20 protein-coding genes are annotated in these 23,970 nt (G+C 61.2%); 10 read left to right on the top strand and 10 right to left on the bottom strand.

What is annotated here, in order from left to right:
• Nucleotides 1-336: 336 nt before the first annotated feature.
• A complete protein-coding gene (locus A4R29_RS19230) occupies nucleotides 337-4,998 on the top strand; it encodes a P-loop NTPase family protein (RefSeq protein WP_145923775.1) in 4,662 nt (1,553 codons plus the stop codon).
• On the top strand, nucleotides 4,995-6,098 hold the full coding sequence (locus tag A4R29_RS34220; RefSeq protein WP_145923776.1) for a hypothetical protein: 1,104 nt from the start codon (nucleotides 4,995-4,997) through the stop codon (nucleotides 6,096-6,098). The genes A4R29_RS19230 and A4R29_RS34220 overlap by 4 nt, the downstream gene beginning before the upstream one ends.
• 575 nt (nucleotides 6,099-6,673) lie before the next feature.
• Here the strand turns inward: A4R29_RS34220 and A4R29_RS34225 are convergent.
• Entirely contained in the window at nucleotides 6,674-6,883 is a 210-nt protein-coding gene (locus tag A4R29_RS34225; protein WP_145923777.1) for a hypothetical protein, read from the bottom strand.
• On the opposite strand from A4R29_RS34225, the gene A4R29_RS19240 reads away from it, so the two are divergent.
• Together A4R29_RS19240 and A4R29_RS19245 are read left to right on the top strand one after the other, a co-directional pair.
• Nucleotides 6,876-7,295, top strand: coding sequence for a VOC family protein (locus A4R29_RS19240; protein ID WP_063172619.1), 420 nt, complete (start codon nucleotides 6,876-6,878; stop codon nucleotides 7,293-7,295). The genes A4R29_RS34225 and A4R29_RS19240 overlap by 8 nt on opposite strands.
• Before the next feature lie 114 nt (nucleotides 7,296-7,409).
• Nucleotides 7,410-8,357, top strand: a complete 948-nt coding sequence (locus A4R29_RS19245) for a DMT family transporter (RefSeq protein ID WP_063172620.1) — start codon at nucleotides 7,410-7,412, stop codon at nucleotides 8,355-8,357.
• 83 nt (nucleotides 8,358-8,440) lie between these two features.
• Here A4R29_RS19245 and A4R29_RS34230 read toward each other — a convergent pair whose 3' ends face one another.
• The 3 genes from A4R29_RS34230 to A4R29_RS19255 all read right to left on the bottom strand — a co-directional run bounded on the left by A4R29_RS34230 (nucleotide 8,441) and on the right by A4R29_RS19255 (nucleotide 10,283).
• Nucleotides 8,441-8,590: a hypothetical protein gene (locus A4R29_RS34230; protein ID WP_086081318.1), complete on the bottom strand. Its 150-nt coding sequence runs from the start codon at nucleotides 8,588-8,590 to the stop codon at nucleotides 8,441-8,443.
• Between the two features lie 642 nt (nucleotides 8,591-9,232).
• Nucleotides 9,233-9,580: a DUF2934 domain-containing protein gene (locus A4R29_RS19250; RefSeq protein WP_063172621.1), complete on the bottom strand. Its 348-nt coding sequence runs from the start codon at nucleotides 9,578-9,580 to the stop codon at nucleotides 9,233-9,235.
• A 97-nt stretch (nucleotides 9,581-9,677) separates the two neighbouring features.
• Nucleotides 9,678-10,283, bottom strand: coding sequence for a BA14K family protein (locus A4R29_RS19255; RefSeq protein ID WP_063172622.1), 606 nt, complete (start codon nucleotides 10,281-10,283; stop codon nucleotides 9,678-9,680).
• Between the two features lie 248 nt (nucleotides 10,284-10,531).
• Between A4R29_RS19255 and A4R29_RS19260 the strand changes: the two genes are divergently transcribed.
• Genes A4R29_RS19260 through A4R29_RS19270 form a run of 3 tightly spaced genes read left to right on the top strand, consistent with a single transcriptional unit; the run spans nucleotide 10,532 to nucleotide 15,743 of the window.
• Nucleotides 10,532-14,644: a Pls/PosA family non-ribosomal peptide synthetase gene (locus A4R29_RS19260; protein ID WP_063172623.1), complete on the top strand. Its 4,113-nt coding sequence runs from the start codon at nucleotides 10,532-10,534 to the stop codon at nucleotides 14,642-14,644.
• Nucleotides 14,641-15,090 carry a GNAT family N-acetyltransferase gene (locus A4R29_RS19265; RefSeq protein WP_167355182.1) on the top strand — a complete coding sequence of 150 codons (450 nt, stop codon included), beginning with the start codon at nucleotides 14,641-14,643 and terminating at the stop codon, nucleotides 15,088-15,090. The genes A4R29_RS19260 and A4R29_RS19265 overlap by 4 nt, the downstream gene beginning before the upstream one ends.
• Nucleotides 15,091-15,137: 47 nt before the next feature.
• Complete coding sequence (locus A4R29_RS19270; RefSeq protein WP_063172624.1) at nucleotides 15,138-15,743, top strand: 4'-phosphopantetheinyl transferase family protein; 606 nt, start codon at nucleotides 15,138-15,140, stop codon at nucleotides 15,741-15,743.
• 9 nt (nucleotides 15,744-15,752) lie between these two features.
• Here A4R29_RS19270 and A4R29_RS19275 read toward each other — a convergent pair whose 3' ends face one another.
• The gene (locus A4R29_RS19275) at nucleotides 15,753-16,865 is read right to left on the bottom strand and encodes a KamA family radical SAM protein (protein WP_063172625.1); all 1,113 of its coding nucleotides are present in this window, start codon (nucleotides 16,863-16,865) and stop codon (nucleotides 15,753-15,755) included.
• Between the two features lie 159 nt (nucleotides 16,866-17,024).
• On the opposite strand from A4R29_RS19275, the gene A4R29_RS19280 reads away from it, so the two are divergent.
• Nucleotides 17,025-17,960, top strand: a complete 936-nt coding sequence (locus A4R29_RS19280; RefSeq protein WP_063172626.1) for a hypothetical protein — start codon at nucleotides 17,025-17,027, stop codon at nucleotides 17,958-17,960.
• 28 nt (nucleotides 17,961-17,988) lie between these two features.
• Here A4R29_RS19280 and A4R29_RS19285 read toward each other — a convergent pair whose 3' ends face one another.
• The 3 genes from A4R29_RS19285 to A4R29_RS19295 form a co-directional block, all read right to left on the bottom strand.
• Nucleotides 17,989-19,545 carry a serine hydrolase gene (locus A4R29_RS19285; protein WP_027160807.1) on the bottom strand — a complete coding sequence of 519 codons (1,557 nt, stop codon included), beginning with the start codon at nucleotides 19,543-19,545 and terminating at the stop codon, nucleotides 17,989-17,991.
• A gap of 141 nt (nucleotides 19,546-19,686) precedes the next feature.
• Nucleotides 19,687-20,577 carry an NmrA family NAD(P)-binding protein gene (locus A4R29_RS19290; RefSeq protein WP_063172627.1) on the bottom strand — a complete coding sequence of 297 codons (891 nt, stop codon included), beginning with the start codon at nucleotides 20,575-20,577 and terminating at the stop codon, nucleotides 19,687-19,689.
• Nucleotides 20,574-20,756 carry a YjiS-like domain-containing protein gene (locus A4R29_RS19295; protein ID WP_013530655.1) on the bottom strand — a complete coding sequence of 61 codons (183 nt, stop codon included), beginning with the start codon at nucleotides 20,754-20,756 and terminating at the stop codon, nucleotides 20,574-20,576. Before A4R29_RS19295 ends, A4R29_RS19290 begins: the two co-directional genes overlap by 4 nt.
• Before the next feature lie 217 nt (nucleotides 20,757-20,973).
• On the opposite strand from A4R29_RS19295, the gene A4R29_RS19300 reads away from it, so the two are divergent.
• Nucleotides 20,974-21,885: a transcriptional regulator GcvA gene (locus tag A4R29_RS19300; RefSeq protein ID WP_013530654.1), complete on the top strand. Its 912-nt coding sequence runs from the start codon at nucleotides 20,974-20,976 to the stop codon at nucleotides 21,883-21,885.
• A gap of 52 nt (nucleotides 21,886-21,937) precedes the next feature.
• Here the strand turns inward: A4R29_RS19300 and A4R29_RS19305 are convergent, their stop codons facing one another.
• Nucleotides 21,938-22,150 carry a tautomerase family protein gene (locus A4R29_RS19305; RefSeq protein ID WP_013530653.1) on the bottom strand — a complete coding sequence of 71 codons (213 nt, stop codon included), beginning with the start codon at nucleotides 22,148-22,150 and terminating at the stop codon, nucleotides 21,938-21,940.
• A gap of 69 nt (nucleotides 22,151-22,219) precedes the next feature.
• Nucleotides 22,220-22,957: an SDR family oxidoreductase gene (locus tag A4R29_RS19310; RefSeq protein WP_063172628.1), complete on the bottom strand. Its 738-nt coding sequence runs from the start codon at nucleotides 22,955-22,957 to the stop codon at nucleotides 22,220-22,222.
• Nucleotides 22,958-23,060: 103 nt separating this feature from the next.
• Between A4R29_RS19310 and A4R29_RS19315 the strand changes: the two genes are divergently transcribed.
• Nucleotides 23,061-23,954: a LysR family transcriptional regulator gene (locus A4R29_RS19315; protein WP_063172629.1), complete on the top strand. Its 894-nt coding sequence runs from the start codon at nucleotides 23,061-23,063 to the stop codon at nucleotides 23,952-23,954.
• Nucleotides 23,955-23,970: the final 16 nt, after the last annotated feature.

The raw sequence follows: 23,970 nt of genomic DNA on the forward strand, positions 1-23,970 counted from the left end.
GGGGGGGGATGGGATGGGAGGGCGGAAACGGAGTGGAGGGCGAGAGGGGCAGAATCTACAAACGCCTAGAGAGCCTGTTATCCATACTATATGTTGAGTAAACAACCGGGGTTATTCTCGATTCTCATTGGCGTGAATTTGACTAGGCGAACATCAGGACGAAGCTACAAAATGCCAATATCCAACTTAGGACCGAGGCCCGATGCAACGACTCGGAACGCCGGCGGTGCCGCAGCAGCGGCAGGGCTTGCCTTTCAAGCCCTCGTTGGAGCGCGCATTGCGGCACGGATTCTGTCTGAATATCCCATTGGAACGCTTTTCGGACTACCTGCGAACTTGAAGGCAACAGCCATTCGCTTTGAAACCGAGCAGCCCATCGATGACATTCAAATTCAGGTTGGTATGGTCGGGCGTATTCACATTCAAGTGAAGACGTCGCTTGATCTTTCCTCGCAGCCTGCATCTCCACTTGCAGGCGTATTTGGACAGTTCGTTCGGCAATGGGTATCCGAACAACACTCCGCGGCCACTAGTGCAGAACGCTCCATTGCATATGCGCTCGTTGTTTCAATCAACGCGCCGCAATCTCTGCGTGCCGGACTTGCGAGCGCATTTCGTCGGGCAAAAGCATCATCTTCATTGGATAAGCTCCTTGATCAAGCAACCTCGGAAGATGAACTGCGGTCAATTTCAACGGCTATTGAACATATCCGAAATGCATTTAATTCTATCAATTCTACGCCTACTGATGATACGATTCTGAGCATCCTTCAGCTTGCCAGACTGGTCGAAATGTCACCTGATGTGATGTCGGACAGCTTCGATCTTGAGCGCAACGAACTGCGATCACGAGTACTTACTTCGGCCAGCGAACCAAGCGCCACCTTCATTGCGGTACGAGATCTCTGCCTGGTCTTTTGTGCCGATCGATCGGGTGGCGATATGCTAGTAATTCGTCGCAAACTTTTGTCCTCAGGGATATCTCTGCTTGCACCGCCGTCGTATCAGTCCGACATCGAAAGCTTGCTCCTAGAGACCGATCGCAACCTTGAGCGTGAATCAGATAAGACTGCCATTCGCGTCAATTCCGCTGGTTCACCCGGGCTGTTTCAGGATTTTCCGGCATCCAGATCAGTTCTAGTACAGCTCTTCACGGAACTGCGGACAGATTCGGTACTAGTTACTGGGGAGCCTGGATGCGGCAAAACCGGTGTCCTAGTTGAGATCGCACGGCAGTGGCGTGATGAGAGAGGGCCAGTTCTATTTCTTTCTGTCGACCGTCACGCCGTGTCTGATCCCGATGACCTGCAGGGCGCACTTCGCTTGTCCAATCCACTTGCTGACGTGCTGCGCGCTTGGGAGGATAAACAAGGGCTTCTAGTCGTTGACGCACTTGACGCGGCTAGAGGCGGCGACGCAGAGCGCGTATATCGCAATCTGATCGAGGATGTACTTCAGTCAGCACCAAGATGGACTGTTTGTTCCTCGATCAGAAGCTTTGACCTTGCGAATAGCCGAGTTTTCAAGGAGATGGCGCGGCCGTTCAAAAGCGTTCTTATCACTAATTTTTCGGACGATGAGGTTCATGGCCTCATCAAGGCCTCGCCGCAAATTGCGAACGCATTGGACGGCGTGTCGCGCGCGACTTTTGAACTTCTTAGTAACCCGTTCAATATGCAATTAGCTGTAGAGGTAGTCGGGCTCAGCAGCGGCAATCATGCGATTGCACACTTAGCAAACCAAGCTGCACTACTATCAGCTTATTGGGCTTCGCGCCTACCAGATTTTGCTCAACGACAGACAGTAGAAAAAGTCGTGCTCCTGATGATCGACAAGGAGTCGCTTGTACTATCAGGTGTAGATTTGTCGTCACAGCACGCGCAGGTTATTGAGCTGATCCTCCCGACCGGCGTACTGGTCAACGAGAACTTCCCGTCAACAAAGATAGCATTTCGACACCACATCCTGTTCGATTTTGCCGCTTCCCTCGCAAAATTCCGAGGGGACAACGTCCAGCAGGATGTGAGTGCCGTTTCTAGAAACGCAGGATTGGGATTTGTCCTCGCTCCGGCGCTACGCTTTCATCTGCAGAGGATTTGGGATCGCGACACCAATCGATCGATGTTTTGGAACTACGTGGCGGAGATTAGCGGCCAATCTTCTGTAGACCCAATAGCACGCGCGTCAACGGCGCGAGCCGTTGTCGAACTCGTCAAGGTGACATTAGATATTGAAGCCTTGATAGCTATCTTCCGTCGTTCTCCATCTTCCACTGCCACGTCGTTGCAGGAAATTATGCAAGAGGTGCGGCTTGGCATTCGGGCCGACAAGAGCGCTGCCGATGCGTGGGCTGCACTTGCTGACGCCTTGATGGATTACTGGAGGACTGAATCTCTTTATCCAATGCGTCTACTACTATTTTCCTTGAGTGACATCTCAAACCTAAGCGATACTGCTTTTGCCCAGACTGGCAATGCCGCTCGAAAATTTCTTCAGCTATCGATGTCGAAAAAAGCGACGTCTTCGCAATCAATGGAGGCACAGCACGGGCTCAGAATCGTCTCGAAAACTTACCGGTCTGATATTGAAGCAAGCCGAGCGACGCTGACGTTAGCGATATCGCAATCTCAACCAGAAGCCACGCGGGAACAAAATCTCAGCACCTTGTGCCAGTGTATCGACGATATCATCGACGCTGACGCCGACTTGGCAGCGATAATTTACGCCGTAGTGTTTGACACTCCATCGCCAAACGAGGAGACGACATCACTTGGCACTAGTCAGATCCTTTCGTTGACAAGCACTCGCCGGCAAGATTTCGAATCCAGCTTCTGGATGCTTGGGCAAGCTTACACGCGGCTTTGGTCCAAATCTCAGATCGCAGCCGTCGAGGCAATGGTAAGCGCTGCCCGATCGCATATCAAATATGAGCATCAAAATAGTGACAAACAAAGCTGGACCATCAAGGTCGGTGGGCATTCATTCAAGCTGAAGAACGACTACAGCTTCATTTGGGCACCCAAGTTCGACGACGATATGTATGGTCGGCGCGCAGGGCCAGCGATCGCCTCATTCAGCAAACTTTTGAGAACAGCGCCTGATGACCAGGTAATGACCGTTGTCGAAGCCTTAACGAAGGCCGAACCTCCAGCGATTCTATGGGCGAGAATTCTCTCTGCCGGCGCGGTCCGACCGCTATTGCTGGGGGATATCCTTTGGCCGTTTGTCAGCGAAGCCGCCTTTTTTGAATGTCAAGACACACGTCGCGATACGATAGATTTCTTAGAATCGATATGGCCAAGTCGAGATGGCAAAGAACGTAATACCTTCCAGCACGTCCTGATAAAAGACTTTTCAGTAGAAATTCAAAGACTCGCACTGTCTGCGATTCCACTGCAGCAACTTACGCTGGCCGCTGACCTTAAACGTAGATTTGAGACCGATGGGCCACTTGAAAAACCTGCTAGAACGGACTTTGAAATCATAAGCCGCGAGTATGATTGGATCAGAGAAGCTGGTGTGGATGTAGATGCCGGGCCGAATGGAAATCTAAGGTCATCCATCTCCTCTTTCGAAAGTCAGTGGACCGAATCCCCTCGAACGAATGACCCCGTCCATCTTGCGGAGGTCTTAGCGGGTCTGATTGATGCGACCGATAGGGCTGTCGCCCAAGGTGTGGATTGGAGGATTGCCGATGAAGCGTGGGGCAAAATAGCCGACAGCCTACACAAGTATTTTTCGGAGGACCCTCACACCTATGCAATGAGCTTCAGCCTAATAGCCAGAGGTATATTGCTAAGAATATCTGACAATCCTAACCCCCAGGCAAAGGCTGGAGGATACGAGGACAGCGGCTTTATGAGTTGGGGCAGCCCGGCGCCTCGTCTCGAGGCTGCGTCAGCACTCGTAGTTCTGGCCCGACAACCTGATCTCCTGAACGATGAGGTGCGTGCTGTCATTTTGAAACTACTCAACGATCCGGTTCCGACTGTTCGACTTCAGATTGCTCAATCGCTTAACGCTCTTTGGGAGACAGACAGACCCTTTATGTGGGAAATGATTGAGAATGTCGCTCGAAATGAAAGGCACAATGGCGTCCTACAGTATTTCATCGGAGGAACTCTGGGCCGGTTGATGCACGCGGAACCCGAACGGGTAGGATTACTCACTGCCGACATTGTGAAGCGAGTTGCCCCGCTTACCGGAGAGGGAAGAGATCGAGCCCTAGAGCAGGCGGCGGATCTGCTAACCATCCTCTGGCTCTGGCGAAACTGGGCTCAGGGGGAGGTCGTTCTTCGGAGCTGGCTAGCGTCAATGGCGGCAAACGAGATGCTCCTGTGGCATGCCGTTTCTCAGTTGCGCAACACCTTGACCGTCGGGATTAGTGGAGATGTCAACCTTGAAAGCAATGCCGTTCGTCAGCGCGCGCAATCATACGCGCGACTTGTTGTGTCAGCAGCAGCAAAGGCACTTGATAGATTTCGCGCCGCCATCAGCCCAGATGACGATATCAGCAAAGAGGCTCGATCAGCGGCAAAACTTCTCGACCACCTCGTTATGGAAATTTACTTCGGCTGCGGCGCTTACGCGGAGGGTAAATCTCGAGAGCCAATCGGCCTTTTGAACGACGACCAAAAGCTTCAGTTCTTGGACGAAATGATAGATGTCCTATCAGCCGCGTCAGATACGGGAGCAGTTCATACCCTTCACTACCTTCTGGAGGTGGTTGAATTTCTCATGCCCGGTGCTCCGGGCCGCTGCATCGATCTAGCCTTTGCTGCAGTGCTCGACGGCGCGGAGGGTGGAGGCTACGCAACTGAGCAGATGGGGGCCGATCTATTCGTGCGAATCATACGGACCTCCCTGGCGGACTATCGCGACCTCTATCGTGATAAAGTAAGAAGAGAACGATTACTGGACGCACTTGACCGCTTCCTACAGGCCGGCAGTCCGGAAGCACGCCGCCTGCTTCACGAGCTTCCGGATGCTCTCCGATGAGTGGTAAAGCCACTCTTCACGTATGGACTAGTGCAATAGCTGAGGTGTCCGCCTGTGTTCGGGGTGAAGCTTCCCCGTCCAACGAGCATCAGACGCGTATTTCAGTGATCGATCCGATGTTTGATGCGCTGGGATGGACCTTGCGCATGCGCACCCCTCACCGCGAGGAATATGCAATTCAGGGTGAAAATGGTGTAAAATTTCTCGACTACCTCTGCATAGACGAATCAAATGGGCTTCCACAACTGGTTGTCGAAGCAAAACAATGGAGAGATACGCCACCACGCCCTGCTAGAGGGCGCTATGATTTACAGCGAATGAGTTTCTCAGCGTTAATATCGATGGGAATTTCTGCTCTTGAGGCAGCCGTTCCTAAAGAATCATGGCCTTTAACGCAGGACTGGATGGAATGGATTGAACAGGTCCGAGGTTACACCCGACTGCTTTTAGGTGCCCATGGCACCGCTCCTTCGCGTGTAGTCGTCACGAACGGCCGATGGCTCCTAGTCATCAAAGATCCGAACGCCGTTTTCACATCGAAGGGGCGCATCCCCGAGGAAAGCATTAGGTTTTACGATGGTGACGAAGTCCAGTCCCATTATAATGAGATTGCTTCGCTCTTAGGTTTTGAAAGTCTCTGCAGCAAGTGGCGTCCGTTAGTGAAACCTGAAGAGCTTTCTGATTTCCTGACCGGTAGAAGAATTCTCGCTTGCTTTCGCGGGGTCGCGACGAGCCATCTTAAGGACGTTGATCCCTTTGCAGCGCGACCCATGCTGAAAGTATGGCCGGCAACCCTGATTCTTCGCGACGACGGCGCGATTGTAAGCGTTATCTCGTCGGACCTTGCGGTGCTGCTGCGTCCAGAGCCTGGAAACCTGGCACCAGACCTTGCTGGCCATTTGCAGACCATTTCTGCTGCTCGCTCTATATTAGAGGCGCGGATTGCCGAAAATCAGTTAGCCTTTCTCCGCCACGTCCGCTTGCGGAGTTTCCGGGTTTCGTCCCAAAGGGTCCACAGATTCCCGAAGATCTCGCATATGGCAAGAAAGCATATGCCACATGGACGAATAGTGGCGGAGCCATACACATTGTGGCTCTAGGTGAAGTCGATCATTTTTTTGTCGATCCGTCGAATTATTCGGCCTGCGCATACCATTCAGACGCTAATTCCAGAATCGCGTCTAAGCTCTTTATCGAACGTCGTTCTGAGCGAGACGATCAAACGCTTTTTGTCGACGGCGATTTCCATTATTGCGGACACCATGATATTCGGAAGTCGAGAGCTCCGATCTGCGTCATCCGAGATGTCGAACTACAGCTATGCTGCCAGAGCTGCACTTTTCTTGATATTTGTTGGCCCTCGAAGTCGATGATGCCCTGCTCCAACTAATCTTCACCAGATCTTTCCAGCAAAGCTTCTACACTGCCCTCCATTGCCCTCAAATTGGCAACTTGCCGCCTGCCCATCCGTCGCCGTCGCGACCGCCTTGCGATTGCGGTGTCCCACCCTCACCGTCGCCTAAAATACTACACCTCCCGCTCATGCTTCTCCACCGCCTCCCGCGTCTCAAACGTCCCCAGGTTCCGCCTTTCCCCGCCTTCTCGCCCATCTTGCGTGAATAAAGCCGGCATTTCCCCCTATCAGTTTCCGGATCATCTCGCTCTCGCTGGCTGATCAGGATTTCCGCTTGGCCTTGAGGCTGCGGGCGGCTTGTTCGACGGCAGTGCGGTCATTGCCCAAGCGGTCGATCTGCGCCTGCGCCTCGGCATCAGCGCCGCCGCTTAAAAAACTTGAGCTGCGGTGTCGGATTCGCGCGCGGTCGACCGTCTTACAGCAGACGCCTGGACTGCCATCTCGACAACCAAAGGAATGATCGATGAGCAAGAAGATTTTCGTGAGCCTGCCGGTGGCCGACGTGAAGGCATCCATGGCGTTCTATGAAGCTCTCGGGTTCAAGAACAATCCCAGCTTCACCAGCGAGGCGGCGGCGGGGATGGTATGGAGCGACCACATCAATTTCATGCTGCTCAGCCGTGAAAAATGGCAGACGATGACCACGCGCCCCATCCCGCCATCGACGTCCAGCGAGGTCATGCTGGCGCTGTCCCTGGACAGCCGCGAGGCGGTCGATGCGATGGCCGCCGCTGCTGCCGCGAACGGCGGCACCGCCGACATCAATCCAATCGAAGACCATGGGTTCATGTACACCCGAGACTTGGCTGATCCCGATGGCCATGCCGTGGGCGCGATGTGGATGGACGTTTCCGCCATGCCTTCCGGCGACAAGGCGGACTGACATCGTTTTCACGATCGGCCGAGCAGCTTCCTTCTCGCCTTTCGAAACGGATGCACGACCCAACGACACAGGCTATGTTGCCCCGTCTGGCCGAAATCATCGAAGGGGCATGACATGCAGGCAATGCCGATAGCGCATCAAGCCGCGCAACCCGTGGCCGGCTCTTCCCTGGCCGGCTACCCGGCTGCCGTCCTGTGCTGGCTGCTTTCGGCTGGTGTCTATATCGCGGCCAAATGGGTGGCGCCTGAAATGCCGCCCTGGGGCCTCTGCTTCTGGCGGCTGACGCTTGCTTGCGCCATCCTGCTGCCGATCGTGCACCGTCATCACGAAGCGATGATCGGGCTTTTGCGAACGCGCGCCGTGGAGGTCGTCGCCGTGGGGGCGATCGGCCTGACGCTGTGCCAGGGCATGATCTACCATGGCCTCAACCACACCGACGCCACCACGGCCGGCATCATCATGGCGCTGTCGCCTGTCATGACGATGGTGCTTGCCCGTTTCGTGCTTGGCGAGCCGCTCGGCCTGTGGAAGTCGCTTGGCGCGCTGGTTGCGCTTGCCGGGATGATTTTCATCGTTGCCCACGGCAACCTGACGGCGCTGCTGCAACTCAAGGTCAACGCCGGCGAGCTGTGGATCGTCGGCAGCGCGTTCTGTTGGGGCCTCTACACCGTGCTTTTGCGCCGGGCCAAATTCGGCATCGAACTCCTGCCGATGGTCGTGCTGCTGCTCGGCGCCGGTGCGCTGGTCGCCTTGCCTTTCCATCTGTGGGAATTGTTCAACGACGAACGCTCCGCCATGAACGTCCACAGCCTTCTCGCGCTCGCCTATCTGGCAGGTCCCGGCGGCGCCTTGATGTACTACCTCTACAACAAAAGCGTGCAAACGCTGGGTGCTAGCCGGGCAAGCATGCTGCTCTACCTGCAGACGGTGTTCGTCGCCATCCTCGCCTATCTGCTGCTCGGCGAGGGCTTGCACGATTACGATCTGGTCGGTGCGGCCTTCATCGTCGCCGGCATCGTGCTCGCTACCGTAGTCAGGCCAGCTCAACCACGCGTGGCGTAGACATCTTGCGGGTGACGGCTGTATTCAGCGCCGGCCGCATTGGCGTTTGGTGAGTCACCATCGCGACAGCCAGAGGCCCCCTCTCAATGCCGCTTGAAATACTGCACCTCCTTCTCGTGCTTCTCCGCCGCCTCGCGCGTATCGAACGTTCCGAGGTTGCGCCGCTTGCCGGTCTTGTCGTCCTTCTTGCGCGAATACAGCCGGTATTTGCCGTCCTTGAGTTTTCGGATCATCTCGCTCTCCCTGGCTAGGATTGGCCCTGATCAAGGTTTCCGCTTGCCGGGCGGCCCGGCCTGCCGACCAGCGCCTGCGCCTTGTCGCCATGCTCATTCCCCGGTTGTGTCAGGGATCAACGCCGTTCCAATCCAAATGATCCACCCGTTCGAAGGCGGCACTCTGCGGCGCCCCCCTCTGGCCTGCCGGCCATCTCCCCCACAAGTGGGGAGATTGACAGCTTTGGCGTCGGCGCTTTCTGGCAACGTCGAAATTCGGCGAGCGCCGGCCAAAACGCAAAAACCCGCCTGGGTGGCGGGTCACTGGCGCAAATCAGCACCATACGCAAAAACGTAGCATAGCTGCCCTCACCCGTCAAGAAAAAATTCCTATCCCATCGACAAGCTCCCTGTCCGGACACATGCATCCCGGCCACGAAGTTAGCGGCGCAATTGCGGTGGCAGCCGACATTCCAACGCAGTAAATTCAGATCCAACTTGACGGAACATTAGCCAAAGCTAATTGTTAGTGGATGCGGCAGGTGGTGCCCTCCATCGCCTGCCGAAGATCGGCCCTCCGATCGGCCCGCGTCCTCCGCCAGAGGCGCGGGCTTTTCGTGCCGATCAGCCGTCGCAGCCTAGCCGGCATTTTTCGCCCTCCGATCATTTCGCCAGTCCCTCATCGGGGTTTCGCCGCCCTTTGGCCTTCAGGCTGCGCGCGGCTTGCTCGACCGCGGCGCGGTCGTTGCCCAGGCGGTCGAGCAGTTCCTGTGCCTCGTCGCCGGAGATGCCGGTGCGCACCGCCAGCGCCTCGACCTCCAGCACGTCGGAGCTGGCGATCTCACCGGTTTCAGGCAGCGCGTCGTCCGCCGTCGGCGGCAGCGCCGACTCGCGGTCGATCTCGGCCTCGGCCTGGTGCCAGTGCCGCTCGGGGTCGCCTTGCGTGCGGCCTTCCCGTTCCCAGATCTGGTAGGCGCGCTCACGAATTCTGTCGTCCCGGTCGTCGCTCATGGTCAGTCCTCCTTGGGTCAGGGTTGAACGTCGCGCCAACGCGGACGCTCCGGAAAATCCGCGCGATCGGATCGCCATGCCGGGCGGCGCGCGGGCTCTACTGGCATTGCCGTCTCGGGCCGCCGGAATAGGGCTGGTAGGAGTTGTCTTCCGGGCGGTAGGAGCGGTAACGGCTGAAGCAGGAATCGACATGGTCGGCCGAAAGCGCTTCGCCGTCATCGTCGGCAAGGTAGACGCCAAGGCCAGCGCCGTTTTCCCCGCCATCGGCGGCCGGCTGGCCGGCCTGACCGGCGGCTTCGAGATAGGGCGAGATGCAGGGGCGCAGCTGCCCGCTGTAGGAAAGATAGCTGTTGTCGTCCGGATGGTAGGAGCGATAGCGGCTGGCGCACCAGGCGAGATGCGGACGCGGCAGGTCGGTTGCCTTGGGCGCGATGGCGCCGGTGACCGTCGGGTCGGGCGGTGTTTCCTGCGGTTTGGCGGGGATGTCGGGCGGCGCCGGCTGGGCGGCCGGCAGGCGCTCGAGGCCCTGCCCGGCTTTGTTCACCGGCCGCGCCTTCTTGGTCCACAGCTCCGCCACGCTGACGGTGGCCGTTGCCTGGCGCGGCGGCTTTGCGGCAAGCAGCCAGGCGGCGAAGCCCAGTCCGCTGCCGAAGACCGCAAGGGTCAGCACGAAGCCGCAGACCAGTCCCAAAACCGCTTTCACGACACGCTCCTTCAGTCCCTGCTCATAGAATGCGGGGCCTCAAGGCTGGTTCCAGAAAAACGCTGGCGCGCGCGCCGGCGTTGCCGCCGGGCGCAGCCGCCAAGGGAGGCTCAAACCCCGCCCAGACACAGTTCAGAAACAATATTCAACAGTTCGGAAAAACTGCCGAAAAGATCGGATGGCATAAGCATCCCACAACAACTGGAAAAATGGCCGTGCCGGGCAATGCCCGGCCTGGACGGGAAAGTATGGAAATGGATCACGGTGTCGATGTCGCCGAACTGGACGCGGAACGATCGGGGCTGGAAAGCGGCCCGGCAGGTGTCGCTGCGCTGGTAAGAACGGCTCCCGCGACAGCCAGGCGCGGGCAAATCCTGACGGGCGCGGACTTTGCCCGCCATGGCCTGCCCGGCGAGCGGCTCGACACGGTCTTCGAACAGCTCGCCGAAATGTTCGCAGCGCTGCCGGCGGTGATCTCCGACGGGCGTGTCTGGACCTATCGTGAACTGGACAGCCGGGCCAACCAGTTCGCCCGCCTGCTGGTCAAGCGCGGCGTGAAGCCGGGCGACCGCATCGGGCTCATCCTCGACCGCTCGGCGGAGACCTATGTCGCGCTGCTCGCCGTTATGAAGGCGGGCGCTGCCTTCGTGCCGCTGGCGACCGCATTCCCCGAGGAGCGGATGGCGCTCATCATCGAAGACGCCGGCGTCAGCCTGATCGTCACCATCGCCGCCTATGCGTCGCGCGCCGGCCAACTGCCGGTTCCGCATCTGCTGATCGACAGCACTGCTGCCGAAATCACCAAACAGTCCGACGCGCCGCTGCAGCCGCATGCGAAGGCCGCTTCAGCGGACGACACCTGCTACATCCTCTATACTTCGGGCACCACCGGCAAGCCCAAGGGCGTCGTCATCAAGCACCAGAGTTTCGTCAATTTCATCCGCGTCGCCGCCGCCTCCTACGGCTACCGGCCGGGCGACCGCGTCTACCAGGGCATGACGATCGCCTTCGACTTTTCCTCCGAAGAAATCTGGGTGCCGTTCGTCGCCGGCGCGACGGTGGTGCCCGCTCCTGGCCAGATGCCGCTGGTGGGCGAGGAACTCGCCGATTTCCTGCGGCTCCATGACATCACCTGCATCGCCTGCAGCCCGACGCTGCTGTCGTCGATGACATCGGATGTGCCCAGCCTGCGCACGCTGCTGGTGGGCGGCGAGGCCTGTCCGCACAATCTGGTGGTGCGCTGGTCGAAGCCGGGGCGGCAGATCCTGAACACCTATGGCCCGACCGAGGCGACCGTCACCGCCACCATGGGCGCGCTGACGCCGGACAGTCCCGTCACCATCGGCGCACCGCTGCCGACCTACTCGATCGTCATCCTCGACGCTTCGCTGCCGCAGCTCGCCGAACCCGGCGAACTGGGCGAGATCGGCATTGCCGGCATCGGGCTCGCGGTCGGCTATCTCAACCGGCCCGACCTGACCGAACAGAAATTCATCGCCGATTTCGTCGGCCTGCCGAACAACCCGTCCAAGCGCATCTACCGCACCGGCGACCTTGGCCGCATCAACGACCAAAGCGAGATCGAGTATAACGGCCGCATCGACACCCAGGTGAAGATCCGCGGCTACCGTATCGAGCTCGGCGAGATCGAGGCGGTGCTGCTCGACCAGCCCGAGATCGCGCAAGCCGCCGTCACTACCTGGGAGATCGAGCCCGGCCGCGTCGAACTCGTCGCCTATTTCGCAGCCAAGGCCGGCCAGACGGCGATCTCGCGCGCGGACCTCGCCAGGACGATGAAGCGGCGGCTGCCGGACTACATGGTGCCCTCCTATCTGGAGGAACTGCCGGCGATCCCGATGACCGTTTCCAACAAGGTGGATTTGCGCCAGCTGCCGAAGCCGACAAGCGTACGGCTTTCGGGCGATCGCGCCATGGTCGCGCCCGCCAATGACGACGAGCGTTTCCTGGCCGACGCGCTGGCCGCGGTGCTGAAATTCGACGAAGTGTCCGTCGAGGACAATTTCTTCGACGATCTCGGCGCCAACTCGCTGCTGATGGCGCATTTCTGCGCCCGTGTGCGCACCAGGAAGGAATGGGCGACGGCGTCGATGCGCGACATCTACCTCCACCCGACCGTGGCGCGGCTGGCGCTGCATCTGGGCGTAGCGGACGAGATGACAACGGCCACCAACGAGCCCGTCCTCACGCGGCGGGCCTCCAATCTTGCCTATTGGACCTGCGGCGCCGCACAGCTGATGTTCTACGGGCTCTACAGCTATGGCGCCCTGTGGGCGATCAATGGTGGTCTCAACTGGATGTACGACGCGCTCGACGATCCGCTGCAGCTCTACATCAGGTGCGTGGCGCTTTCGGCCGCCGTGTTCTTCGGCATGTCGGGTTTTGCCGTCCTCGCCAAATGGGTGCTGGTCGGCCGCTGGAAGGCGGAGGCGTTTCCCATCTGGGGCGTGCGTTACTTCCGCTTCTGGGTGGTCAAGACGTTGATCCGCACCGCGCCCGTCGTGCTGTTCCGCGGCAGCCCGCTCTACAGCATCTACCTGCAGCTTCTCGGCACCAGGCTCGGCAAGAACGCCGTCATCGAATCGAAATCCGTGCCCGTCTGCACGGATCTCATCTCGATCGGCGCCAACACCATCCTGCGCAAGGAATCGATGATCCTCGGCTTCCGGGCACAGTCCGGCTATATCCACACCGGGCCGCTGACCATCGGCCGCGATGCCTTTGTCGGCGTCGGCTCGACGCTCGACATCGACACCAGGATCGGCGACGGCGCCCAGCTCGGCCATTCGTCCTCGCTGCACCGCGGCCAAAGCATCCCCGACGGCGAACGCTGGCATGGCTCGCCGGCCGTGCCGACCACGGCCGACTATTGCAAGGTGCGCAATGTCGATCCGTCCAACATCCGGCGCTTCCTGTTCGAAGCGGTTCAGCTGATCGGCCTGTTTGCCATCGTCACCCCCTTGCCGCTCCTGTTCCACAGCTATTGGGAAAATGTCGGCGACGACTACCAGGAAACCATCGGCGTCGTCGCGATCGGCACCACGGTGACGCTGTTCGGCTACATGGCCGCATCCTTCCTGGCGGCGACGCTGGTGCCGCGCCTGGTCAGCCTGCTGTTGAAGCCAGGCCGCACCTACACACTGTACGGCTTCCGCTACTGGCTGCAGACCGTCGCTGAATTCTCCAGCAATTCCCGCGTGCTCGGGCTGCTGGCCGGCGACAGCTCTGCCATCGTGCACTACATGCGAGCGATCGGCTGGAACCTCAACAAGGTGGTGCAGACCGGCTCCAATTTCGGCTCCAACCAGCAGCACGAAAACCCGCTTCTGTGCGAGATCGGCACCGAGACCATGGTGTCGGACGGGCTGTTCATGATCAACATGCACAAATCCGCCGCCGCCTTCAGGCTCGAGCCGACGAGGATCGGCGAGCGCAACTATCTCGGCAACAACATCTACTATCCGCCGGACGGCCGCACCGGCGACAACGTCCTGCTCGGCACCAAGGTGATGATCCCCATCGACGGGCCGCTGCGCGAGAATGTCGGGCTTCTGGGTTCGCCTGCCTTTGAAATCCCGCGCATGGTGAACCGCGACAAGGAACTCATCGCCGGCATCGACGAGGACGACCGGCGCCGGCGCATCCCATTGAAGAACCGCCACAATCTGGTGACGATCCTGCTGTTCGTGGCGACGCAATGGGTCATGCTGTTCGCCACGCTGGCTATCTGGGACCGGGCGCTGAACTACTACACCGAATGGGCTGAAGTCGCACTGTTCGTCGCCGTGCTGCTGACCTCGGCGATCACCATTCCGTTCTACATCTTCGTGGAACGGGCAAGCCTCGGTTTCGGCAGGCTGAAGCCGCAGATGACGACGATCTACGACGTCGCGTTCTGGCGCCATGAACGCCACTGGAAGCTGGCGGATTCGCCGATCGTGCGGCTGTTCGCCGGCACGCCGTTCCGGCCGATGATCCTGCGCATGCTGGGCGTCAGGATCGGCAGCCGTGTCTATGACGGCGGCAGCAATCTGACCGAACGCTCGCTGGTGGAGATCGGCGACGACGCCACCCTCAACGAGGGCTGCGTCATCCAGGCCCATTCGCTGGAGGAAGGCGCCTTCAAGTCCGACTTCATCCGCATCGGCAAGGGCTGCACGCTCGGACCCTCCGCCTTTGTCCACTACGGTGTTGTCATGGGCGAAGGCTCGGTGGTCGATGTCGACTCCTTCGTCATGAAGGGCGAAGAGCTGGAGCCCAACTCGATCTGGCGCGGCAACCCGGCCAAGCTGCATCGCTTCGTCGAGCCGATCACCGAGTCCTCGGCCAAGGCATCGGCTTGAACACCGAGGACATCCGTCTCGTTGCCGTGACCAGGGCCAACCGCGCCCTGGTCGCGGCCCTGGAACTGGCTCCGGAGCAGAGGGATTTCGTCGCCGGCAATTCGGAGTCCCTCGAAGAAGCCGAAACCGACGAAGACGCGCGGCCGCGCGCCATCATGGCCGGGACCCGTGTCGTCGGTTTCCTGATGTACGATGCGTCGGACAACGAGGCGCTGGTCTACCGCTTCATGATCGACCGCGCCCACCAGGGCAAAGGCTATGGCAAGGCCGCATTGCGCGCCTTGCTCGACGAGATCGGTAATCTCGGCCATATCAGGGAGGTTTCGATCTGCTACGAGCCCGAGAACGAGGCCGCGCGCCACCTCTATCGCGGCGCCGGCTTCGTGGAACAAGGCATCGACGAGGACGGAGAAATGATCGCCGTCCTGCCGATGGTCGATCGTTGACGCCGCCCGCTGCGAATTCATCGGCGGAAACGACCCTGTTGGAGGCTATGGCCGCGATCGCGCCGAGCGGTGTCCGGATCGGATGCCGCCTGATCCGCGAAGGCGATGAAGCCCATCTGCTGCCTGGGGAAGCGCATTCCATCGCCGCGCGCCAGCCTGGCATGCGGCGCGCCAGCGGCGCGGCCCGGTGGATCGCGCACGGACTGCTGGCGGAGCTTGGCGTCGGCGACGCCGCCATCCTGCGCACGCCGTCCGGCGCGCCTGTCTGGCCCGAGGGAATAATGGGTTCGCTCGCGCACGACGACGACATGGCGGTAGCGGCGGTTGCACCGGTTGGCGATATCGCCTCGCTCGGCATCGACGTCGAGCCCGCGCAGCCTCTCCCGGGTGACATTTTGGCGCTCGTGACAACACCCGCGGACCGCACCGACGCAGCCGACCGGCATCTTGCCGGCCGCATCCTCTTTGCCGCCAAGGAAGCCGTCTACAAGGCCGTCTATCCGCTCGATCGCGAGGTGCTGGGCTATGAGGACATCACCGTCGACCTGAACGCAGGCCGCGCGACGACGAAGACAGGCCGCAAGGCCAGGCTCGCCTACTGCGTTGCCCCGCACGTGGTGGTGCTGGCGTTTGTCGAGAAAGACAGGGGTTAGCGCGCAGTCCTATTCGCCAACGATCTCCGTATACGCCCTCACCTCGCCATCCAGCCCGCGCAGCCGCCAGTTCTCGCCCTCCCGTCCCTCGACATGGCAAGGTCCGATCGGCACCTTGCCGCCGCCTTCCGGCAGGTCGAGCACATAGACGGGGTTGCAGATGCCCGACAGTCGCGCGCGCAGCGCTTCGGTCAGCGCCTGCCCCTGCGCAATCGTCGTGCGCCGGTGCGCCATGCCGCGCGCGAGGTCGCCATGGTGCAGGTAATAGGGTTTGACGCCGAGGCGATACATCAGCTCGCGGCAGAGCTCCTCCAGCGCCTCGACGCTGTCGTTGACGCCTTTGAGCAGAACGCTCTGGTTGAGCAGCACGAAGCCGGCTTGCCGCAGCGTGCGGCAGGCGGTTTCCGTGGCCTGAGTGATTTCCCGCGCGTGGTTGAAATGGGTGACGATGGTGACCATCAGCCGGCCCTGCAGGGCCGCAACCAGCCCCGGCGTGATGCGCGACGGCAGCGCCACCGGGACGCGCGTGTGGAGGCGCAGCAGCCGCACATGCGCGATCGCTTCGATGCGCGCGCGGATTTCGGCCAGCGCCTTGTCGGGCAGCGACAGCGGATCGCCGCCGGTCAGGATCACCTCGCGGATTTCGGGATGCTTGGCGATATAGGCCAGCGCCGGCTCCAGCGCCTCGCGCGTATAGCCCCTGCCGATCGAGGTCAGAGATTCCTTGCGGAAGCAGAACCGGCAATAGACCGCGCATTGATAGGTCGGGAACAACAGCACCCGGTCGGCATGGCGATGCGTCAAGCGCGGCACCGGGCTGAAGTCATGGTCGGCGATCGGATCGTCGAGTTCGCCTTCCGCTTCCTCAAGTTCTTGCGAAGACGGGATGACCTGCGCCCGGATCGGATCAGCCGGGTCGTTCCAGTCGATCAGGTCGAGATAGGCTTTGGGCGCGCGCACCTTGTGGTTCGCCGCCGCGGCCTGGGCGGCTGCGCGCTCGGCTGACGACAGCGGGAGGCGGTCAAGGTCGCGGACGTGGCGCACCCCGGCGCGGACGTCCGCCTGCCAGGCGGTGTCTGGATCGGCGGAGCGTGCATCGTGGAGGTTCGTGTCTGAAGTCATCAGGGTTCTCGGGGCAGTTTCTGGCGGAGCTATCGGCCGGATGGCCAGGCGGGTCAACCTTCTGGGGTGGTCGCCGCCATCAAATCCACCGCCTGCAAATCCGTAGGTATTTAGCCAAAATGGCACTATTCTGCGCAGTCTGGGCTTCAGGGAAAACGAATGGATTTCAGCACAGGCCATGGTTACCTGCTCATCGGCGGCCTCATCCTCGTCGGTACTGGGCTGCTCATCCTGTCGCTGATCGTCAATCTGCGCGTCGCCCACAGTGTGCGCGACGACGTGCGTCATCGCGAAAAGCTGCTGGAATACTACCGTAACATCTTCTCGCAGTTGGGCGTGATCCTGATCGGCATCGGCGTGTCGCTGTTCATCTTCTTTTTCCAGCAGAATTACCAAGACCAGCGCAGACGCGAAACGGATCTCCAGCAGGTTCTGGCCAAGCTGGCGGCGCGCATCGCTCGCGGCGCTCCCCTCGTCGAGTCACTTGGCGAATTCGACGCGCTGCTGGATGACGGCGGGGCCTACGTTAGTCCCGAACTTGGTGGAACCAACGCCGCCATCGGCGCGCAGGGAGCGGAGCTTGGCAAGCAGATCCGCGAAATCCTGCTGGTTGAGCGCGACGTCGACATCCGGGACTTCGACATCCTCAACCTGTCGCGCGATTTCGAGTCGTCGTTCGTCGTCAACCAGCTCGATCCGACGCTATGGTTCGACATCGTGCGCGACGAGAGCGAGATCAAATATGCCATCACCCAACTCACCCTCGACTACAAGGACCTGCAGGATGCGATCGGCGGCGAGCCGATCGAGGTTGCGATCGCCAATCCTGAAACCGAGCGCAAGATCAAGCACGAGGTGCTCGACATCTTCTACGATGCCGACCTCTTGCGCCAGCGCAGCAGGCGATTTCTCGGCCGTGCGTGCTGGCTTCTCAGCCACGGACGCAGCTTTGTCAGTCTTGCACCGGTCGAGGCGATCGAAGCCGACGCGAGGTCACATCAGGAATGGATCGACAGATCGAAGCCCTCGCTGGCACAGACGAAATCGGGCAACGGCGATTGCTTCAAACTGCTCCGATACGGCCCGGCATCCTGACTCCCGGCGGGACCGGTCGATTTGGAAGTCAGTCCCCCACACGTTGCAGCGTGCCGAGATGATTGTCGTCGAGAAAACCTACAGTCATGGCCGACGCCTTGCCGTCAGCGCCGACCACGAAACTTACACCCGAGGGGCTGTCCGGCGTCTCCGCGTCGGGGAAGGTCAGGAAAAGATCACCGTCGAAATGCCTCAATGAATAGGACCGGCCGGCGGCCGGGCCTACCTTGAGTACAAGGTCGTCTCCCGCTTTCGACACAATCGCGTCGCCGATGAAGTCGTTGGCGTACCGGCCAGCATAGACACTGCCCGGCCCGGCTCGCCGTGACGGAGACGGCGGCGCGGCATAGGCGGCCTTGGCCGCCGCGACCGCCGGACCGAACAGGCCCGCATAGATATCATTCCACGCCTTGACCCAGTCCTTCTCGACCTTACCGTCGAAGACGAGATCGGCGAAGCTGTCGGACAATCCCTCCGGCAGGCCAGTCGGAAAGGCGTTGGCGACGATGACTATGCCCAACTTCTCCTTTGGGAAGACTGTCACCAGGGTACGCGCGCCGACGCTGAAAGCGCCGGCGTGGCCCCAGCTCAGGCCGTGTCGGCCGAATTCGACATTCCAGCCGAGGCCGTAGAACGATGCGCCGCCGGAGACGGGATTGTTGCCGCGCGCTATCAGCGGAACATGCGTCTGGCTTAGCGCATCGGCGGCAATCAGTGTCTTGCCGGCATAAACGCCGTTGTGGAGGATGAGGCGCACCCATTGCGAGAGGTCACGTGCCGTAGAGCTGACGCCGCCGGCGGGCGCCTGCGCATCCGGATCGCGCTCTATCCTCGCTGCCCAGGCGCCATCGACCTTGACGTGAAGCGCGGCGCGGTTGGTTCGCTTGACGAAGTCCGAATGGCGGGAACTCGTGGAGGCCATGCCCAGCGGACGGTAGAGCTTCTCCTCGGCGACCTGCTCCCAGGGCTTTCCCGTCGGTGTCGCGGCTGCCACGGCACCCTCTGTCAATCCGAAATTGCTGTAAGAATACCCGGCCCGAAAGCTCGACGATGGCGGCACGAACCGCAGGCGATGCAGGATCTCGACGCGGTCGTAGCCAATGTCCTCGAGGTCGTCTCCGGCGGTGCCTGGAAGCCCGCTGCGATGCGAAAACAGGTCACGGACGGTGAGCTGGCTTGCCGGATAAGGATCGGCCAACCTGAAGGCCGGATCGAGATCGGCGATCTTCGAATCCCAGGACACGATCCTGTCGCTAACCAACGCCGCTACGACGGTGGCGGAAACCGGCTTGGAAAGGGAGGCGATCTGGAACACCGTGTCGGCGTCGACGGTCTCAGGCTTGCCGGCCTCGCGATGCCCAAAACCCTTGAGGAAGATCACCTCGTCATCGCGCACGACGCCGATGGCGAGCCCGGGTACGGCACCGTCCGCGACGGCGGCTTCGGCAAGCGCTTCGAGCTTCGACAGGGCAGCAGTGATGCGCTCGGGCGTGAGGCTATCGGCCGGCGCCGCGTGCGGCCAAAGCGCCATTGCGGCGATGAAGACCCAAACCCTCCACTGACAGAGATTCCGATTCAGCCGCATGCACAAGCCTCCTCCCAGGAATTCACATGACCATGATACAGGCCCGCACGGGTGAGACCAGCCCTTCTCGGGCGGCTCACGCCGCGAGCCGGATTCATCGGCCGCGCCGACGACGTCAGCTTCAGCGCCGCGCTCCTGCTCCTATCGCCCAGCGGCGTCCGCCATCGCAACAAAGGCGCTCTCGATGGTCTCGAAAGCCAGCTCCGGATACAGCACTCCGGCTTCCGGCGTGGCCGTCTCGAGCGCGGTCTCGCCGCGTATCCAGAATGCCCGCAGCAGTCCGAGCCAGGGGGCTGACGCGATCATCGCCTCAAGCTCCGCCGCACTCTGAGGCACGATGCGCGGCGAGCGGCCGCTCACCCCGCGCCACAGATCGATCATTTCGTTCTGGGTGATCTTGTTTCGGGCGATGCGGATCTCGCTGCGGATGGCATTGGGGTCGTTCAGCGCGCGCAAGGTCACGGCGGCGATGTCCTTCTCGCTGACGAACGTCGCCGGCACATTGCCGTCGCCATAAAGTGTCACCTCTTCGGGCGGCAAGGGCGACGAGCCGAAGCGCATCAGATCGCCCAGCGTCGCCACCCATGTCGAAAAGAAGCCATTGGTGTAGATCACCGTATAGGGCAGATCGGCCTCCTTGATCGCGTCGAACACTGCTCGCTTGAGGTCGAGTGGCGGGATCGAGCCCGGTGCGGCGGCGGCGAAGTCGAGGCCGAAGCCGGCGGAAGGCACATAGCGGGAAACGCCGGCATCGCTCAGCGCCCGCACCAGCGTCATCTCGCTGGCCGAATGCACATGCACCGAGCTGATGACGCGGTCCACCGCACTGGCGGCGCGGACAAGGCTGTCATAGTCGTCGAGATCGCCGACGTGGATTTTGGCGCCGAGTTCCTTCAGCGAATGCAGCCGCTCTTCATCGCCGGCTGTTGCCGGACGAACCAGAACGTGCAGGCGATCGCCATTGCGGGCGCTGGCCTTCGCCATCTCGCTGCCCAGCAGCCCCGTCGCGCCGATGATCAGGGTGCTGGTCATATCGACCTCCCATTGCGCAGGATGGAGCCGTCCCAGTCGCGCTCGAATCCGATGTCGTGCAAGCGATGGTTCGAGAAGCGTGAAACTTGGCGCAGCATGCGGCGGCGCTCGACGACTGCAGAGGCTCTGAGTGCAAGACCGCTCGTCGCGGCGCTGATGGATTCGAGAATCGGTTTCATGGTTCGTCTCCTGTGGTTCAGTAGGCGCAAGCGTGCCGACGCCGTCCGCAAGGGGACAAGCATGACGATTGCTCACACTGTTTCTGGTCGTTCAGCGCAGCGGCGAGATGGGAAAGCCGATCAATATCCGCTGCTACCCCTATAGATTGGACATTTCCGGGCTGGACGACAAACGACTCTTTGTGCAGGATTTGTGAGCAACACTCACAGGTGGACCATGCCGCGCAGACTGCCGCCCCTCACTGCCTTGCCCGCCTTCGAGGCCGCCGCCAGGCATCTGAGTTTTTCCAAGGCGGCGGGTGAGCTCAACGTCACCCATGGCGCGGTCAGCCGCGCCATCCGCAACATCGAGGACAGACTGGGCATCCAACTTTTCGATCGGGGAACGAGGTCCGTGCGCCTGACGTCGGTCGGCGCGGCCTACGCATCGGAAGTCAGGACGGCGCTGGACCAGATCGCCGCCGCCACCATCGCCGCCACGCCCGACCGCACGGCAGGCATCCTGAATGTCAGCACATCGGACGGTTTTGCCGGCCGCTGGCTGGTGCCGAGGCTGCATCGCTTCCACCGCGCAAACGCCGACATCGACGTGCGGCTGTCGACCTCGGGCGTGCTTTCCGATTTCGTCAGCGACGGCATCGACATCGCCATCCGCTACGGCAAGGGCGGCTATACCGGGGTGACGGCGGAGTTTCTCGCTGATGAAGAGGTCTTCCCGGTCTGCAGCCCGGAACTGCTGCAAGGCGAACATCCGCTGCGCCAGCCCGGGGATCTCCGGCATCACAAGCTGATCCACGACGCCTTTCGCATCGACTGGGCAACATGGCTGCAACAGGCCGGCGTGGACGGCATCGATCCCAAGCGCGGCGTGCGCTTCGATTCCGCCACCTTCGCCGTCGAAGCCGCGGTGCATGGCGAAGGCGTGTTGCTCGGCCGAAGCGCGCTGGTCTCGGCCGACCTCGCTGCGGGGCGGCTGGTTCGTCCCTTCGATCTCGCGCTGAAATCCGCCTCGCGCTACTACGTCGTCTACCGTGACGGCGCGCTGCGCCAGAAAAAGATCAAGGCGTTCCGCGACTGGCTGTTTGCCGAAGTGGCCGCCGACTGGGTCGGTGCGACGAAGGATGGCTGATGCGGCAAGGGTTCAATTTGTGAAAGGCACCTCTTCGAGATCTAGCCCTGCACTACTCCTTCGCGCGAAAAACTTCCGGCACGACGAACACTTCGTCGGCCCGGCCATAGCCTCCGTCGGCGACCTCCTCGACCAGCACCATCGTGTAGGGGCGTACGCCCTCACCGAAAAAGTCGACGAACATCGCGGTCGTCCGATGGATGAGGTCTTCCTTCTGCGCTTTGGAGAGGGCCGCTTGCGGTAGCTTGATGTTGGCGAATGGCATGATGTTTCCTTAGCTTTTCGAGTGTGGAAGTCAGGCAGTCAGGAGAGCCAAGCCGGCCTGGTTGCCGCCTCAGACCACGCCGCCATTGGCGCGGATGATTTGCCCGTTGACCCAGAAGCTGTCCGGACCGGCCAGGAACGAGACCAGCCCGGCAATGTCGTCGGGCTGGCCGAGCCGGCCGAGCGGGATCATCTTGCCGATGGCCTCGATCTGCGCCTCGCTCTTGCCGTCCGTGAACAGCGCGGTCTCGATCGGTCCGGGCGCCACCGCGTTGACGGTGACACGGCGCGCGCCAAGCTCCTTGGCCAGGATGTGGGTCATCGCCTCGACACCCGCCTTTGTGGCGGCGTAAACGCCGTAGCCCGACTGGTAGAGACCGACGACGCTGCTGGAAAAATTGACCATGCGGCCGCCGTCGCGAAGCCGGCGCGCACCTTCCCGCATGCCGCGAAACACGCCGCCGAGATTGATCGCGATCTGGGTGTCGAACGAAGCATCGTCGGTCTGCGCGATCGGCGAAATCTTCATGATGCCGGCATTGTTGACGAGGATGTCGATGCCGCCGAACGCCTTCTCGCCGGCGTCGAACAGCACGGCGATGCCGTTCGGATCGGCGATATCGGCCTGCACGGCGATCGCCCTGCCGCCGCCGGTCTCGATCGCGCGGACCAGTTCTTCGGCCTCCGCGCGGCCCCGTGCATAGTTGACGACAACGGCGACGCCGTCACGGGCGAGCCGCTGTGCGATGGCGGCGCCGATGCCTTTGGAGGCGCCGGTCACGATCGCGGTTCTGGTTTGATTTGTCATCGAAGTCTCTCCGCGTTGTTGGTGACACGGATATAGGCCAAGCCGAATTCCGGATAATCATCCACCCATTGACATCACTATTCGGGAACTGCGAACAAAGAGCATGGATCGGCTGGACACGATGCGGCTCTTTGTTCGCGTTCTGGAGCGGCGCAGCTTCACCGCTGCCGCGGCCGATCTCGGCCTGCCGCGCTCAACCGCGACGGAAGCCATCCGGCGGCTGGAGGAGCATCTCGGCGCGCGGCTGCTGGAACGAACGACGCGGCAGGTGAACGCCACCCAGGATGGTGAAGCCTACTATCGGCGCTGCCTGTCGATCCTGGCCGAGATCGAGGATGCCGAGGCCGCCTTCCGCAACGCCGAGCCTTTCGGCCTGCTGCGCATCGACGCCAGCACGCTGCTCACCCGCACATTCCTGTTGCCGCGCCTGCCGGAGTTTCTCGACCGCTATCCCCGCATCGACCTGCAGATCGGCCAGAGCGACCGGCTGGTCGATCTCGTGCGTGAAGGCGTGGACTGCGTGATCCGCGTCGGCGAGCCGCCCGACAGCGGCATGATCATGCGGCGGCTCGCGATGATCCACGAGATCACCTGCGCCAGCCCTGCCTATCTCGAGCGCCACGGCACGCCCGCCTCCCCCGATGCGCTCGATGGTTACCAGGCGGTGGGCTTTGTCTCGTCGCGCACCGGAGAGACCCTTCCGTTCGAATTCACTGTCGCCGGCAATATCCGTGAGGTGCGGCTGCCCGGCCGCGTCGCCGCCAACAATTCCGATACCGCCGCCGACATGGCGCGGCTTGGCCTCGGCCTCATCCAGGCGCCGCGCTATCGCTTCGAGAAGGATCTTGCCGATGGGACGCTGGTCGAGGTGCTGGCCGACTACCCGCCATCGCCGACGCCGCTGTCGGCGCTCTACCCGCAGAACCGTCAGCTCTCGCCGCGCCTTCGCGTCTTCCTCGACTGGGCCTCGCGCATCTTCGCCGAGGCGGATCTTTAGAAGGGCTGGCCGCGGG

The sequence above is a fragment of the Mesorhizobium ciceri biovar biserrulae genome, from assembly GCF_001618845.1.
In the GTDB taxonomy this organism is placed as follows: Bacteria; Pseudomonadota; Alphaproteobacteria; order Rhizobiales; family Rhizobiaceae; genus Mesorhizobium; species Mesorhizobium ciceri.